General features: G+C 61.2%; 10 protein-coding genes. 5 read left to right on the top strand and 5 right to left on the bottom strand.

Annotation, left to right across the window (positions count from 1 at the left end):
* Window positions 1-86: 86 nt before the first annotated feature.
* Window positions 87-773 carry a hypothetical protein gene (locus tag C7U61_RS16725; protein ID WP_106999215.1) on the top strand — a complete coding sequence of 229 codons (687 nt, stop codon included), beginning with the start codon at window positions 87-89 and terminating at the stop codon, window positions 771-773.
* 487 nt (window positions 774-1,260) lie between these two features.
* Here the strand turns inward: C7U61_RS16725 and C7U61_RS16730 are convergent, their stop codons facing one another.
* Complete coding sequence (locus tag C7U61_RS16730) at window positions 1,261-1,527, bottom strand: BON domain-containing protein (RefSeq protein WP_106999216.1); 267 nt, start codon at window positions 1,525-1,527, stop codon at window positions 1,261-1,263.
* A gap of 197 nt (window positions 1,528-1,724) precedes the next feature.
* Between C7U61_RS16730 and dxr the strand changes: the two genes are divergently transcribed.
* On the top strand, window positions 1,725-2,918 hold the full coding sequence (gene dxr, locus C7U61_RS16735; protein WP_106999217.1) for a 1-deoxy-D-xylulose-5-phosphate reductoisomerase: 1,194 nt from the start codon (window positions 1,725-1,727) through the stop codon (window positions 2,916-2,918).
* Between the two features lie 69 nt (window positions 2,919-2,987).
* On the opposite strand, the gene hemA is transcribed toward dxr, so the two are convergent.
* The 4 genes from hemA to C7U61_RS16755 form a co-directional block, all read right to left on the bottom strand.
* Window positions 2,988-4,199, bottom strand: a complete 1,212-nt coding sequence (gene hemA, locus C7U61_RS16740) for a 5-aminolevulinate synthase (protein ID WP_106999509.1) — start codon at window positions 4,197-4,199, stop codon at window positions 2,988-2,990.
* Window positions 4,200-4,417: 218 nt separating this feature from the next.
* Window positions 4,418-5,212, bottom strand: a complete 795-nt coding sequence (locus C7U61_RS16745; RefSeq protein ID WP_106999218.1) for a xanthine dehydrogenase family protein subunit M — start codon at window positions 5,210-5,212, stop codon at window positions 4,418-4,420.
* A gap of 20 nt (window positions 5,213-5,232) precedes the next feature.
* Window positions 5,233-7,578 (bottom strand): xanthine dehydrogenase family protein molybdopterin-binding subunit, encoded by a 2,346-nt coding sequence (locus C7U61_RS16750; RefSeq protein WP_106999219.1) that lies wholly within the window; start codon window positions 7,576-7,578, stop codon window positions 5,233-5,235.
* Between the two features lie 84 nt (window positions 7,579-7,662).
* Window positions 7,663-8,151, bottom strand: coding sequence for a (2Fe-2S)-binding protein (locus C7U61_RS16755; RefSeq protein WP_106999220.1), 489 nt, complete (start codon window positions 8,149-8,151; stop codon window positions 7,663-7,665).
* Between the two features lie 297 nt (window positions 8,152-8,448).
* Here C7U61_RS16755 and C7U61_RS16760 point away from each other — a divergent pair, with 297 nt between their 5' ends.
* The 3 genes from C7U61_RS16760 (at window position 8,449) to C7U61_RS16770 (ending at window position 15,240) form a co-directional block, all read left to right on the top strand.
* On the top strand, window positions 8,449-8,748 hold the full coding sequence (locus C7U61_RS16760) for a glycine zipper domain-containing protein (RefSeq protein ID WP_069612891.1): 300 nt from the start codon (window positions 8,449-8,451) through the stop codon (window positions 8,746-8,748).
* Window positions 8,749-9,064: 316 nt separating this feature from the next.
* Entirely contained in the window at window positions 9,065-10,990 is a 1,926-nt protein-coding gene (locus tag C7U61_RS16765) for an autotransporter assembly complex family protein (RefSeq protein WP_106999221.1), read from the top strand.
* Between the two features lie 65 nt (window positions 10,991-11,055).
* A complete protein-coding gene (locus C7U61_RS16770; protein WP_106999222.1) occupies window positions 11,056-15,240 on the top strand; it encodes a translocation/assembly module TamB domain-containing protein in 4,185 nt (1,394 codons plus the stop codon).
* The last annotated feature ends 196 nt before the right edge of the window (window positions 15,241-15,436 follow it).

Consider the following 15,436-nt stretch of genomic DNA (forward strand, 5'->3'; position numbering starts at 1 on the left):
GCCAATAAAGTCGCACAAAAATAGAAATCAAAAGAAATATAGCCCGCAGAAGACCAAGAAAACTAACAAACACAACGGCAATTTCAATGAAGCGGTCAGATAGTATGTTCGGAATTTCCATTGAAACTGCTAATTCAGTTGCCAATTGGACGTATTTGATAGCCGGGGCTTCGGCAGTCGTCTTCACGGCCGTTACCGTTGCAGCGAGCTGGGTGATGTGGCAAACCTCAACGGAGATTTCCAATGCAAAAGATCGCGAACTAGCGAAATTTCAGTTCGAGGCAAAAGAACGGACAGCTACCCTTGAAAAGCAAGCATCGGAGGCCGACGAGAGATCTGCCCAGCTTAAAAAATCGTCTGACCAACTGAAATTGGAAGCAGTTGCACTACAGGAGAGGCTAGAAGCCGAAAGGGCGAGTCGCCTCAAGCTTCAAGCAGCCCTTTCGTCAAGGCATCTTTCACCAGAAGATTCAGACAAACTAGCAACCGCCGTAGCTGGCAAAATACAACAAGTAGTTCTCAGCTTTACAAGCGACGCAGAGTCACTTGCCTTCGCTCAAGATATTGCGAACGCGCTCTCCCGTGCTGGGGTAAACGTTATTCCTAATCCGTCAGGGATGATAGTACCAAAACCTTATGGTGTAATTGTGACAGCGCCCGACCCGTCGCCTCTGACGACTGGCCTAAGATCAGCGGCCGTCGGAATTAAAGTTATGCCCTACCGCGGCGGGGAGCTGTCGATATTAGTGGGCGAAAAGCCTCCCCCGTTTTAAATTTTGCTCCTATTCCTTGTCTGCACATTCTTCACGTCTGATATGGATAGCTCGCATGAAAAAACGGATGTTAGAACGTTCCAGAGTACGCCGACCCTTTGGCCGGTGGAAACATGTAAGTGATAGGCATGAGATCTCCATCGGGCTATGGACCCCGAATGGCCTTCCGCATGAACGGCATGCGTCGCTATCGTTCAACATGGGTGACAAGCTGAGAGCAGAGCATCTGCAGGTTTGCATCCACCCACATGATTTCGTGTCTCTGGCGGCCGCAATGATCGCAACGGATCGAGAGGCCACGTTGCAGGCTTTCGCCTCCGCCATTCTTGCATCGACAGTCCCACCAAAATCTGCATCGTAGAAGTCACGACCGTCCGGTCTCGGGATCGGCAACCAGTAGCACATCATAGATGATCTTCTCGCCCGGATCGGGTATGCCCTCGTAATCCCCATCGGACGCGGGATGAACAAGGATTGAAGCTCGCGCTTACCCTACCGCGATCCTATTCCTCACCAACCGCACGCCAGGAATGGATTCCGCGACCGCGGTTGCCCGCTTCACCTCCTGATAGGTCGCGACCGAACCGTGCAGGCGGATTTCCTGGCCTGCCGCGATCACGCTCACATCGGAAGCATCGATTCCGCCGGCGACGGCGAGCGCATTGGCAACGGCGGATTCCAGCGCCGAGCGCCTGGCCTGCTCGTTTTCCAGATAGAGCTCCATGCCGTGAAACGTTGCCGCCTTGAAAACCATTCTCCACCCTCCGCACTCAGGTGGTCGGAAAACGCAGCAGTTTGCATTTGGTTCAATGGAGATTGGAAAAAATATGACTAATTGCGTGATCGCTTTCTGCGTGTACCACCGGAGGAGCGGTTGCATGGCTCCGGACTTGCCGCTCCCGGCAATCCCCTGTAGAGCCTTGGGAAGCAGCAGCAAATGCGGATACATGAATGAACACCGCCAGCAAGGGGCGTCGGCGCCTGACGATATTGGGTTCGACCGGCTCCATCGGCCAGAATACGCTCGACGTCATCGCCCAGCTTGGCGGGCGCGACGCCTTCGATATCGCCGCCATCACCGGGCATGACAATATCGGCCTGCTGGCCGAGCAGGCCAAGGCCTGCGGCGCCGCTTTCGCGGTGACCGCTAATGAGGAGCGCTATCGGGAGCTGAAGGATGCGCTTGCCGGATCGGGCATTGCCGTCGGCGCCGGCAAGAATGCCTTGATCGAGGCCGCCTCCATGCCATCCGACTGGGCGATGGCCGCGATCGTCGGCACCGCCGGTCTCGCACCGACGCTGGCAGCTGCCCGCCGTGGCGCCGATATCGCGCTTGCCAATAAGGAATGTCTCGTCTCCGCCGGCGATCTCTTCGTGCGCGCCGTTGCCGAAGGCGGCGGCCGGCTGATCCCAGTCGACAGCGAACACAGCGCCATTTTCCAGGCATTGGAAGACGACCAGCAGCACGCGGTGGAGCGCATCATCCTGACCGCGTCGGGCGGCCCCTTCCGCACCTGGACGCGCGAGCAGATGGCCAATGTCACGCCGGCAACCGCCCGCGCCCATCCCAACTGGTCGATGGGCTTCAAGATCTCGATCGGCAGCGCCTCCATGTTCAACAAGGCGCTGGAGATGATCGAGGCCAAGCACCTGTTCAATGTCCGGCCCGATCAGATCGAGGTCGTGGTCCACCCGCAATCCGTCATTCATTCGATGGTCGGCTACACGGATGGCTCCGTGCTGGCGCAGCTCGGCTGTCCCGACATGCGCACCGCCATCGGCTATGCGCTGACCTATCCCGCCCGCACGAAGCTCAGCGTCGACCGGCTGGATTTCGCCAAGCTCGCGCGGCTCGATTTCGAGGCGCCGGATGAAGTGCGCTTCCCGGCACTGCGCCTTGCCCGCACCGCATTGGAGCGTGGCGGCCTGCAGGGCGCAATCATGAATGCGGCTGAGGAGATCGCTTTTCACGCCTTCGTCGACGGCCGCATCGGCTTCCTCGAAATGGCCGACATTGCGGAAGCCGTCATGGACGAGATGATCGCGACCGGCAGCGCCGACACCATGGATGCCGTCTTTGCGGCCGACGCCGAGGCGCGCCGCCGCGCCGCCGCGCTCGTCGCTCAGCGGGAGAAGGCCGCGTAACGCGTAAGTATAAGTATAAACTTACGATTGGTGGCAGCTAAACAGCACGTCTAGCTTACCGGCCGTTCCTTACGCAACGGCCCTTGCCAGCGCACAGCGGGACCAGAGTGCGTGCAGCGCACCGACGAGCTGCTCGATATCGCCATCCGAATGCAGCGGCGTCGGCGTGATGCGCAGGCGCTCGGTCTTCTTCGGCACTGTGGGATAGTTGATCGGCTGCACATAGACGCCGGCGTCGAGCAGCAGGTCCGAAATCCACTTGCACTTGGCAGCATCGCCCACCATCACAGGCACGACATGGCTCGGGTTCGGCATATGCGGAATGCCTGATGCGTCGAGTTGGGCGCGCAGTCTGCGCACGCGATCCTGATGGCGCATGCGTTCGAACTGGCTGACCTTCAGATGCTGGATCGAGGCGACGGCGCCCGCCGCCAGAGCCGGGGGCAGCGAGGTCGTGAAGATGAAGCCCGACGCAAACGAGCGGATGAAATCGCAGAGCGCGGTGGAGGCAGCAATATAGCCGCCCATGACGCCGAACGCCTTGCCGAGCGTGCCTTCGATGACGGTCAGGCGATCCATCAGCCCCTCGCGCTCGGCAATGCCGCCGCCGCGCGGACCGTACATGCCGACGGCATGCACTTCATCGAGATAGGTCATCGCGCCATACTTGTCGGCGAGATCGCAGATTTCCTTGATGGGGGCGATATCGCCATCCATAGAATAGACGCTCTCGAAGGCGATCAGCTTCGGCGCCTTCGGATCGGCAGCCTTCAGTTTGGCTTCGAGATCGTGCAGATCATTATGCTTCCAGATGACCTTGTCGCACTTCGCATAGCGAATGCCTTCGATCATGGACGCATGGTTCAGCGCATCCGAGAAGATGACGAGGCCGGGAATGCGCGCGCCGAGCGTGCCGAGCGTAGCCCAGTTGGAGATGTAACCCGAGGTGAAGATCAGGGCGGATTCCTTGCCGTGCAGATCGGCGAGTTCCTGCTCGAGAAGAACATGATAGTGGTTGGTGCCAGAAATATTCCGGGTGCCTCCCGCACCCGCGCCACAGTGATCGATCGCCTGCTTCATCGCCTCGATCACCTTCGGATGCTGGCCCATGCCGAGATAGTCGTTGGAGCACCAGACGGTCACTTCCTGCGGGCCGTTGGGGGTATGTCTGACAGCGCGAGGGAAATTGCCACGGCGGCGTTCGAGATCTGCGAAAACCCGATAACGGCCCTCATTGTGAAGACCTTCCAGCTCGCCTTTAAAAAATGCTTCGAAATCCATCATATGCTCCAGAACCGTGCGACCGTTTTCGAGAATGCCGGTTCGCACGTCAACCCCTCCACTTTGCTTTCGCGCCCGACTGCGGCAAATGGCCCCTAATTTTGAACAATTCCAGACAAGAATAACCCTTCACGTCAAATTGACAATCGAAACCGTGCTGGAAACACTCTATCCGGAGCGGAGGGTAAACCCCCGCTCCGAGCTCGTTCGCGGCTGATCTATGCAGCCGCCACCGCACGCTTGGCCATGACCTTGATCAAATTGGCGCGATATTCGGCCGTTGCATGCAGATCTGACAGCAACTCCGCGGGGTCGACTGTCACGCCCGCCACCGCCTCCGGCAGCCAATTCGCCGCAAGCGCCTGCTCCAGCTCGGCATGGCGGAACACGCCGTTGGCGCCGGCGCCGGTAACGGCGACACGCACCCCACCTGCCCCTTTGGCGACGAAGACCCCCGTCATCGCGTAGCGCGAAGCGGGATTGGGGAACTTGGCATAGCCTGCCCGCTCGGGCGCATCGAAGGCGATGGAGGTGATGAGCTCAGCCCCCTCCAGCGCCGTCTCGAACAGGCCGCGGAAGAAATCGTCGGCCACGATCTGGCGCCGGTCGGTGACAATCGTAGCATTCAGCGCCAGCATCGCCGACGGATAGTCCGCCGCTGGATCGTTGTTGGCGATGGAGCCGCCGATCGTGCCCATATGCCGGACATGCGGATCGCCGATCATGCCGGCAAGGTCGCAGAGCGCCGGACAGACCGCGCGGATCGCAGCGGAAGAGGCGACCTCCGCATGGGTGGTCGCCGCGCCGATCGTGACCCTGCGGCCATCGACGCGTATCCCCTTGATCGAAGGGATATGCCTGAGATCGACGAGATCGCTCGGCGATGCCAGGCGCTGCTTCATGGTGGCGATCAGCGTCATGCCGCCGGAGACATATTTGCCTTCGTCGGTATTGGATAGAAGCTTGACGGCTTCGTCGACCGAGGAGGGGCGATGGTAATTCGTTGCATACATTGTTCTATCCTCCTCTCGCTTCAGGCCGTGGCCCGCGCCGCTTCCCACACCTTGAGCGGGGTCGCCGGCATGGTCAGTCTGTTGTTGCCGATGGCATCGGTAATCGCGTTGATCAGCGCCGGCGGCGAGCCGATGGCGCCGGCCTCGCCGCATCCCTTGATACCCAGGGGATTGTTCGGACAAGGCGTGTTCTGATGCGAAAGCTGGAAGAACGGCAGATCGTCTGCGCGCGGCATAGTGTAATCCATGAAGCTCGCGGTCAGAAGCTGGCCGCTCTCATCGTAATGCACGCCTTCCAGCAACGCCTGGCCGATACCCTGCGCAATGCCGCCATGCACCTGCCCCTCGACGATCATCGGATTGATGATATTGCCGAAGTCGTCGGCGGCGACGAACTGCACGATCTCCGTCTTGCCGGTTTCCGGGTCCACCTCCACCTCGCAGATGTAGCAGCCGGCCGGAAAGGTGAAGTTCGCCGGATCGTAGAAGGCGGTTTCCTTGAGGCCAGGTTCCATACCCGCGGGCAGATTGTGCGCCGTATAGGAGGCCAGCGCCACCTGGAACCACGGCAATGTTTTATCGGTGCCCGCCACCTTCAGCTCGCCATTCTCGATGACGATATCGCTCTCATCGGCCTCCATCAGGTGTGCGGCGATCTTCTTCGCCTTCGCCTCCACCTTGTCGAGCGCCTTGACGACTGCGGACATGCCGACGGCGCCCGAGCGGGAGCCATAGGTGCCCATGCCCATCTGCACCTTGTCGGTATCGCCATGGACGATGGAGACGCTGTCGATCGGCACGCCGAGGCGATCCGCCACGAGCTGCGCAAACGTCGTCTCATGCCCCTGGCCATGGCTATGCGAGCCGGTGAGCACTTCGATCGTTCCGACCGCGTTCACCCGAACTTCGGCCGATTCCCAGAGCCCGACGCCGGCCCCTAGCGATCCCACGGCCTGCGAGGGCGCGATGCCGCAGGCCTCGATGTAGCAGGCCATGCCGATGCCGCGCTTCATGCCGCGGCGGGCGGCCTCCGCCTTGCGAGCCGGGAAGCCGGCCCAGTCCGCCTGCTGCATGGCGGCGTTGAGTGAAGCCTCGTAGTCGCCGGCGTCGTAATTCATGATCACAGGCGTCTGATAGGGGAACGAACGGATGAAATTGATCCGCCGGAGTTCCGCCGGCGAGACGCCGAGTTCGCGCGCCGCCGTTTCCACCGTGCGCTCCAGCAGATAGGTCGCCTCCGGCCGCCCTGCCCCGCGATAGGCATCGACGGGTACGGTATTGGTATAGACCGTGCGGACATTGGCATGGATCGCCGGAATGGCATATTGCCCCGACAGCAGCGTTGCATAGAGATAGGTCGGCACCGCCGAGGAGAAGAGCGACATATAGGCGCCGAGATTGGCGATCGTATCGACCTTCAGCGCCGTCATGCGGTTTTGCGCGTCAAAAGCCATACTGACTTTGGAAACGTGGTCGCGGCCATGCGCATCGGTCAGGAAGGCCTCCGTGCGGTCGGCCGTCCATTTGACCGGCACGCCGGTCTTTTTCGATGCCCAAAGGCAGACGATTTCCTCCGGGTAAATATAGATCTTCGAGCCGAAGCCGCCGCCGACATCGGGCGCGATGACACGCAGCTTGTTTTCCGGCGCGACATTGTAGAAGGCGCTCATGACGAGCCGGGCCACATGCGGGTTCTGGCTGGTCGTGTAGCAGGTATAATGGTCTTCGGCCGCATCATAGATGCCGAGCGTGGCGCGCGGCTCCATGGCGTTAGGCGAAAGCCTGTTGTTGTGGATCTCGATTTCGGTGACGTGCGCGGCCTCGGCGATCGCCCTGTCGGCCGCTGCCGCGTCGCCAAGCTCCCAGTCGAAAATCAGGTTGTTTGCCGCTTCCGGATGGATCTGCGGCGCGCCGGCTTTCAACGCATCCACCGCCTCGACGACGGCAGGCAGCTCCTCGTAGTCGATTGCTACGGCTTCCGCCGCATCGCGCGCCTCGCCCAGACTGTCGGCAACGACGATGGCGACTGCATCGCCGACATAGCGCACGGTATCGACCGCCAGCGGCCGCCACGCGCCCATTTTCATCGGCGATCCGTCGCGGGAATGGATCATCCAGCCGCAGATCAGGTTGCCGATGCCGTCATCAAGCAATTGCTTGCCGTCGAGCACGCCGATCACGCCCGGCATGGAAAGAGCCGCGGAGGTGTCGATGCTCTTGATCCTTGCATGTGCATGCGGGCTGCGGACGAAATAGGCATATTTCATGCCCGGCGTCACCATGTCGTCGGTGTAGCGCCCCTTGCCCGTCAGAAATCGCTTGTCTTCCTTGCGCGCCACGCGCGCACCAATGCCTTCCACGCCCATCACATCCTCCCATCGGGGTTGCGGGCCTGGCGCCACGCCAAGACGTCAATCATCGGCGCTCTGCCAGACGGTCTCGGTGAAACTCTATTCGGCCGCTTGGCTTGCGGCATTCATCTCGGCATTGGCCGAAAGCACTGCCTTGACGATGTTGTGATAGCCGGTGCATCGACAGATATTGCCTTCGAGCTCGCTGCGCACCGTCTTCTCGTCCAGCTTGCCGCCATGGCGGTTGATCATGTCGACCGATGTCATCACCATGCCCGGCGTGCAGAAGCCGCATTGCAGGCCATGATGCTCCTTGAAGGCGGCCTGAACCGGGTGCAGCTCGCCATTGGCGGCCAGACCCTCGATGGTTGTGATCTTGGAGCCAGAAGCCTGGACGGCCAGGATCGAACAGCTCTTCACCGACTTGCCGTCCATGTGCACGACACAGGCCCCGCACTGGCTGGTGTCGCAGCCGACATGGGTTCCGGTCAGGCCGAGTTTTTCCCTGATGAAATGGACAAGCAGCGTGCGATCCTCACACTCGCCGCTGACCGAACGGCCGTTCACCGTCAAAGTCACTTTTGCCATATTTTCCTCCTCGCCTCCTCCAGAGGCAAGGGGCATCATTTGACTTTTTCGCAAACCGATCAACCTCTACTTTAGAGAGGAGGCGGATTTTCTGCCTCGCGGCCAGTTGTTTTCTTCTCCAGACGGAAGGCCGTCTTTTTTCAGCAATGAAAAAAACTGCTAACCACCAATAGACAATCATATTTTGCACGATATTTTCTATCGTTGCAGGACTGTAAAGACAGCCCATCGTGGTGGAGCTGAAGAATTGGGACGACGTTGGCCGGGGTTCGGCTTAACTAACGTTGGAGAGAGTAAATGAAGAAAGTTCTTATGCTCGCATTGGTCGGCTTGTCTATCGCAAGCTGCACGCCGACCGAACAGGGCGCAGGCATCGGCGCAGCATCCGGCGCGATCATCGGCGGCGCAGTCACCGGCAACGTCCGTGGCGCGGCAGTCGGCGCAGCGATCGGCGGCGTATCTGGCGCCGTCATCGGCAGCGTCCAGGAACAGCCCGGCCAGTGCTACTATCGCGACCGCTACGGACGCCGCTACATCGACGATTGCCCGCGCGGCGGCTATCGCGGTGGTTATGGCGGCGGCTACGGCGGCTATTGATCAGCCTTTCATCGAATTTCGAAGATCCCGGGCCGCAAGTCCGGGATTTTTTGATTCCGGCCGCTAAATAGCCGCGGCACGGGCACCAACCTGCCGCCACATGGCCGAGGGTAACCCGTGGACACTGTTTTTCAGACCGCTCGAATAGATGAGCACCCCAGCGGAACACTGGCGTTTCACCCCATATTGGGCATGTTTTAGACGTTTTCGACTCCAAAACGGTACACCTGAGGGAGTTTTGCCTCTATGGTGGCCGCGCGTTAACTCCCGGGAAACGTCAAACTGAGTAAGTTCTCATGTAACCGTAAAGCGGCGTATGCATAAAAGAACTGAACCGAGAAAGAGTATTGCGTATCGGCAGGCAGGAACCGTGGCAGCGGTTGCGGCAGCGCTCGCGTTCGGTCCGGTGTGCGCCCAAAATGCCTTTGCGTTTAAGCTGTTCGGCATCAAGCTCTGGGGTGAAGACGAAACGGCGGATCAGGTTTCCGATCCCGTCCACTACACGGTCGATTTCAAGGCAGACAATCTCGACAAGGATCTCAAGGAGGCATTGAGCGATAGCTCGATGCTGATCTCCGATGAAAAGAAGCCGGTTTCCGGCGATCTCGGCGTCGTCGTGAAGGCGCGTGACGATCGTGACCGCCTGATCGCGACGCTTTATGAAAAGGCCCGTTATGGCGGCGTGGTCACCATCACCGTCAACGGCACCCCCCTCGAAGCCTTGCCGCCGACACCGACCTTCAGCCGCGCCAAGCCCGTTGCCGTCACGATCAGCGTCGATCCGGGCCCGGTCTTCAAGCTCGGCAAGATCAGCCTGCTTGGCGACGCCGCCAGGTTGGACCCGGCCAATTATGGTCTCGTGCGCGGCGGCAATGCCGGCTCGCTGACCATTCTGAAGGCGGGTGACAAGATGGTCGCCGACTTCAAGAACGAGGGTCATCCGCTCGCCAAGCTCGACAAGCGCGATGTCGTCGCCGATCATTCGACCAATACGGTCGATGTTTCGCTGAAGGTCGATAGCGGCCCCGTCGCTCCCTTCGGCAATGTCGGCGTTACCGGACAGAAGTCGGTCGATCCGAATTTCATCAAGCGCTATGCCCGCATCAATGAAGGCAAGCCTTATTCGCCCGCGGAGCTGAAGAAGGCGTCGGACCGTCTGAGAAAGCTCGGCGTCTTTTCCAGCGTCACCATCCGCGAGGCCGACAAGCTGGCGCCGGATGGCAGCATCCCGACGACCATCGAGGTGTCGGAAGGCAAGCAGCGCTTCTTCGGGGTCGGCGCGCAATATTCCACCATCGACGGCTTCGGCCTGCAGGGCTATTGGGGACACCGCAATCTGACCGGACGCGCGGATTCGCTACGCATCGAGGGCTCTGTTTCCCGGATCGGCGAGACCACGGATGTCGGCCAGTTCGACTACACCGCCGGCATCACCTATGTCAGGCCCGCGACCTTTTATCCTTCCGCGACCTTCACGACAGGCCTCAAGATGCAGAGCCTGCATCCCGACGCCTACGACGCCAACACCGTCACGGCGAGCGGCGGCCTCGCCTATGAAATCAACGATCAGGATACCGTGTCCGCCGGCGGCGAGGTGTCCTATGAATCCGATACGACCGACGCTTTCGGAAAACGTAATTACCTGACGGTCGCGATCCCGCTCGAATATGTCCGGGATACGCGTGACAACAAGCTGGACCCGACCGAAGGCTATCGCGCTTCCATCAGCGCCAAGCCGAGCTATGAGGCCATCGGCGGCACGGTCTTCAGCTCCTTCGAGGGCTCGATCACCGGTTACAAGGGCATGGGGGCCAACAACAACGTGGTCTTCGCGGGCAAGCTGGCGGCGGGCTCGCTGCTCGGTGCAAACGGTATCGAGGACATTCCCGCGACCCGGCGTTTCTATGCCGGCGGCGGCGGCTCGGTGCGCGGTTACAGCTATCAGGAAATCTCGCCCTATAACTCCCGCGGTGACGAAACCGGCGGACGCTCCTACGTGACCGCCTCCTTTGAAGCGCGTGTGAAGATCACCGATACGATCGGCGTGGTACCCTTCGTCGATATGGGCAGCGTCACCGACGGCGTCCTGCCCGATGGGTCCGATCTGCGCATTGGCGCTGGCGTGGGCTTGCGCTACGCTACGCCCTTCGGTCCGATCAGGCTCGATGTCGCCGTGCCGTTGAAGAAATATGACAATGGCACATCTTATGGCATCTATGCCGGCATTGGTCAGGCCTTCTGATAAACCCCAGAGTTGTCGCAGGTCTTTCAGCACACGGTTACGAAATTGAGGCTACTGTCGCTTTCATGAGCATATTGATTCGAATCCTCGGGAAACTGGTGCGCTTGATCGCCTACGCGGTCGTGGCAATCCTCTTGCTCGTGATTGCGGCTGTGCTCGTCGTCGGCCTGGTACCCTCCGCAACAGGCTATGCCGTCGATCAGGTGGCGAAGCTCGCCTCGACGCCGGATCGCACCATCGCGATCGCCGCCCCCTCCGGACTGCTGAGCGGCAATCTGAGGATCGGCTCGATCACCGTATCCGACACCAAAGGTCCCTACGCCAAGGTACAGAACCTTGCCATCGACTGGTCTCCATTGTCTTTGCTGACCGGCACCTTCCACGCCGATCGCGTCGCAGCCGGTGTTATCGACTTCAAACGCTTGCCGGTTTCGACGGCCGCAGCCGCGCCACAAACCCAGTCGACCGGAGGCAGCGGCTTCTCGCTGCCCGTCGCTGTCGATATCGGCGCCATCGTCCTGCCCGATCTTCGGATCGGACAGGCCGTCGCAGGACAGGATTTCGTTCTCGCCGCCGACGGCAGCGTCAAGGCCAACAACAGCAGCATGGGTCTGATGATCGATGCAAGCCGCCATGATGTGCCCGACGCCAAGCTTTCCGCCGATATTGCCTTCGCTCCGGCGCAAAATCAGCTGAAGCTGAGGACGCAGATCTCCGAGCCCCGCGACGGCATGCTGGCCGGGCTGCTGCATCTGCCGGGCGGTCCGGCGGTCAATATCGATCTGTCCGGAGATGGCCCTCTCTCCAATTGGGCCGGCAAGCTGCAGGCAGCCCTCGACGGCAAGCCGACGGTTGCTATCACCGGCCATCACAGCCTCTCCAAGGACGGCCTGCACCACATCGACATCAAGGGCGGCGGCGATGTCGATTCGCTCCTGCCGCCGACCCTGCGTGCGCTCTTCGCCGGCCAGACGACGATCGATCTGTCGGCAGCCTTTGACGGCAAGGGCAAGATCGATATCCAGACCGGCAACCTCGCCACAGGCAGCGCCGTGCTTGCCGCATCGGGCACGCTCGATCCCGCCGGCAACAACAGCCTCAATGCCAATCTGATCGGCACTTCCGGTCCTGTCGACTTCCGCTGGCCGATGGAGAACGGCGAGGCCCGCGCCCTGATCTCGCGGGTCGACATCGCGCTGACGGGCGCGGCGCAATCGGTGAAGATCGATGCCAAGGCCGCGCTCGATAGCGCCAGCACCCCGCAAGGCAATATCGGACAGATCAATCTCAGTGCCCGAAGCGATGCCTTCAACCTCACCGGCATGTCCGGCCCGCTGCAGCTTCGCCTCGTCGTCGGCCAGACGGCTTTCGTGAGCCTCGATCTCAACCGCCTCATTCGCGCGCCGGTCGCCCTGACCGCGCCGCTGCAGCTCTCGCCCGATACGATCGGCTTCAACAATACGACGCTTGAAAGCGCCAGCATCGGCGGCACCGTCAACGGCAAATATACGCTTTCCTCAAAGGCGCTGACGGGCAATTTCAAACTCTTCGCGCTGCCCGGGGTGCTGCCTGAGGGCATATCGAACAAGTTCGAGGGGACCATTTCGCTGGAGGGTCAGGTCGCCGGCACTGTGCCGACCAAGATGACGCTCTCCAATCTTGCGGTGAAATCCAACGTGGCCGAGATCGGCGGCAATGTCGCGCTCAGCGACCAGTCGCTGACGTCGGATATCACCGGCAGGGTGCTCGATCTTTCCAAGCTCGTCCCAAATGCCGAGGGACAAGCCGATATCGATCTCAAGGCGAAAGGTCCGCTCTCCGCGCTCAGCATCGACGCGACGGTCAAGGCCGTCAATGTCAAGCTGGCGGGACGGCTGCTCGATACGCTCGATGTCGGCGTGACCGGCACCGCCGACCCCAAAGCGCCGCAGGCAAAGGTTCAGGCGAGCGGGACAATCGACGGCAAGCCGATCCGCATCACCGCCGACGCGATTTCCAAGGATGGCCGCACCAGCATCCCGTCGCTGGCGGCCGAAATCGGCACAAACAAGCTGCAGGGCAAGCTGGATCTGTCGCCGAGTTTCGAGCCGACGGGCGCACTGAGCTTCGACCTGCCGGATCTCGGTCTTCTGGCCGCGCTTGCCGGACAGAAGGCCGAAGGCGACCTCAAGGGCTCGCTCGATATCGCCAGCGCCAACGGCAAGACCGGCCTGAAGGTCAACGCCAATGGCAATGACATCCGCCGCGACGATCTTATCATCAGCAAGCCGGTCGTGGCGCTTGCCGTCGACGATCTCAAGGCCTTCTCCGCCAACGGCGGCATCCGCGCCGATGCGATCGCCTCCGGCGCCAACCGCATCGCCGATCTCAATCTGACCTTCACCCAGCAGGGCAGCCGCACGGATTTCGATCTGAAATCGTCCTATGACAACGCGCCGCTGACGACACGCGGCAGCGTCGAGACGGCCGGCGGCCAGACGACCGTGAATCTCGATTCGTTTGCGGGTGCGCCGCGTACCATCCCGGTGAAGCTTGCATCGCCGACGAAGATCGTCATCAAGGACGGCGTCGCCTCGCTGAACGGCCTGACGCTTCAGACCGGCGGCGGTTCGGTGACCGTTGACGGCACCGCCGGGCAGGCCCTGAACATCAATGCAAAGATCGCCAACCTGCCGGCGAGCCTCGCGAATGTCTTCGTGCCGACGCTGGCGGCAGAGGGTGTGATTTCGGGCACGGTGGCGGTCACCGGCAAGGCGGCCGCGCCGGCCGTGGTCTTCCAGACCAATTGGTCCGGTGCGGCGACAAGCCAGACGAAATCCGCCGGCCTCGCCGCACTCGGCATCAAGGCCGACGGTAAGTTCGCCGACAATGTCGTGACCATCAACACCAACCTGACCGGCCAGAGCGGGCTGGCGCTGAATGGCGGTGGCACCATCGCCATGGCCGGCAACAAGGCCATGGCGCTGAGATTTGCCGGTAATCTGCCGTTCGACGCTTTGGCGGGCCAGCTGGCCGCCCAGGGTCTGGTGATGACAGGCACCGCCAAGATCGATATCCAGATCGGTGGCACGACGGCGGCGCCCGCCATTACCGGCTCGATCACCACCGACGGCGCCAAGCTGGTCGATGTGCGGCGTAACCTGACGCTCAACGGCCTTGCCGCCACGGTTACGCTCGACGGCAGGCAGGCCGTCATCTCGCGGCTGAGCGGCAATCTCACCAGCGGCGGCAGCGTTTCGGGCAGCGGCACGGTCGGCATTGCCCCTGATAGCGGTTTCCCTGCCGATATTCAGATGAAGTTCAACAACGCCATCTATGTCGACGGGACCCTCGTCACCGCGACGGTCAACGGCACACTCGGAATCAAGGGACCCTTGATCACCGCGCCGATGCTGACGGGCAATCTCCGCATCAACAAGGCATCGATCACGGTGCCGCAAAAGCTGCCGGCATCGTTGTCGGAGATCAACATCAAGCACAAGAACGCTCCGGCTGCGGTCAAGGCCCAGTTCAAGGATCAGAAGCCCGAGGCGCCGCGCAGCAAATCGACGACTCTCGGCCTCGACCTGCAACTCGATGCCCCCTCGCAGATCTTCGTCCGTGGCCGCGGCATCGATGCCGAACTCGGCGGCAATGTCACGGTTCGCGGCACGGCAGCCGAACCTGTGGTATCCGGCGGCTTCACCATGCGGCGTGGACGCCTGACCATCTTGAGCCGCCGGCTCGATTTCACCGATACCAGCAAGATCACCTTCGGTGGAGACCTGACGCCCGCCCTCAATATGGAAGCGACGTCGACGGCAGGTTCCACCACCATAACCGTCGATGTCACTGGCCTTGCGACCGACCCGCAGATCGGCTTCTCGTCTTCTCCGGCTTTGCCGCAGGATGAGGTTCTCGCACAGTTGATCTTCGGTCAATCCATGTCGAAACTCTCGGCCATGCAGATCGCCCAGCTGGCCGATGCCGCCAGCCAGCTTGCCGGCGGACGCTCGACCTCGTTGTTCGAAGGCCTGCGCAGCCATCTCGGCGTGGACGATCTGGATATCTCCACGGATGCGAACGGCCAGGCACAGGTTGGCGCCGGCAAATATCTCAACAGCCGCACCTATATCGAGCTACAGCAGGGCGCCTCCAACAATACCAAGGCGATCATCAACCTGAATGTCGGGCGCGGCGTGAAGCTTCGCGGTGCGGCAGGCTCGGACGGCGCCGGCGAAGCCGGCATCGTCTACGAACATGAATATTGAGGAATACCTGGCCCTCGAAAAGGACCATCATTCGCAGGTTTGCCGAGCAGCTTGATAAACACGACGGCCCGGAGGCCGCCGGCACGCACGTCTCAGGATCATTGCGAAGGTAGAGGCAGCAATCAAGCCGTTCTCGACGGCGCTTCCATACACGCCGCCATGATTACACCCATGGCATCTCACCGCGACAATGAGG

Source organism: Rhizobium sp. JAB6 (assembly GCF_003024605.1).
Classification (GTDB): domain Bacteria; phylum Pseudomonadota; class Alphaproteobacteria; order Rhizobiales; family Rhizobiaceae; genus Rhizobium.

Excerpts from the sequence above, each read along its gene's own strand:
- C7U61_RS16725 (WP_106999215.1), top strand. The coding sequence starts at position 87 with ATGAAGCGGTCAGATAGTATGTTCGGAATTTCCATTGAAACTGCTAAT.
- C7U61_RS16730 (WP_106999216.1), bottom strand. The coding sequence starts at position 1,527 with ATGGTTTTCAAGGCGGCAACGTTTCACGGCATGGAGCTCTATCTGGAA.
- dxr (WP_106999217.1), top strand. The coding sequence starts at position 1,725 with ATGAACACCGCCAGCAAGGGGCGTCGGCGCCTGACGATATTGGGTTCG.
- hemA (WP_106999509.1), bottom strand. The coding sequence starts at position 4,199 with ATGGATTTCGAAGCATTTTTTAAAGGCGAGCTGGAAGGTCTTCACAAT.
- C7U61_RS16745 (WP_106999218.1), bottom strand. The coding sequence starts at position 5,212 with ATGTATGCAACGAATTACCATCGCCCCTCCTCGGTCGACGAAGCCGTC.
- C7U61_RS16750 (WP_106999219.1), bottom strand. The coding sequence starts at position 7,578 with ATGGGCGTGGAAGGCATTGGTGCGCGCGTGGCGCGCAAGGAAGACAAG.
- C7U61_RS16755 (WP_106999220.1), bottom strand. The coding sequence starts at position 8,151 with ATGGCAAAAGTGACTTTGACGGTGAACGGCCGTTCGGTCAGCGGCGAG.
- C7U61_RS16760 (WP_069612891.1), top strand. The coding sequence starts at position 8,449 with ATGAAGAAAGTTCTTATGCTCGCATTGGTCGGCTTGTCTATCGCAAGC.
- C7U61_RS16765 (WP_106999221.1), top strand. The coding sequence starts at position 9,065 with ATGCATAAAAGAACTGAACCGAGAAAGAGTATTGCGTATCGGCAGGCA.
- C7U61_RS16770 (WP_106999222.1), top strand. The coding sequence starts at position 11,056 with ATGAGCATATTGATTCGAATCCTCGGGAAACTGGTGCGCTTGATCGCC.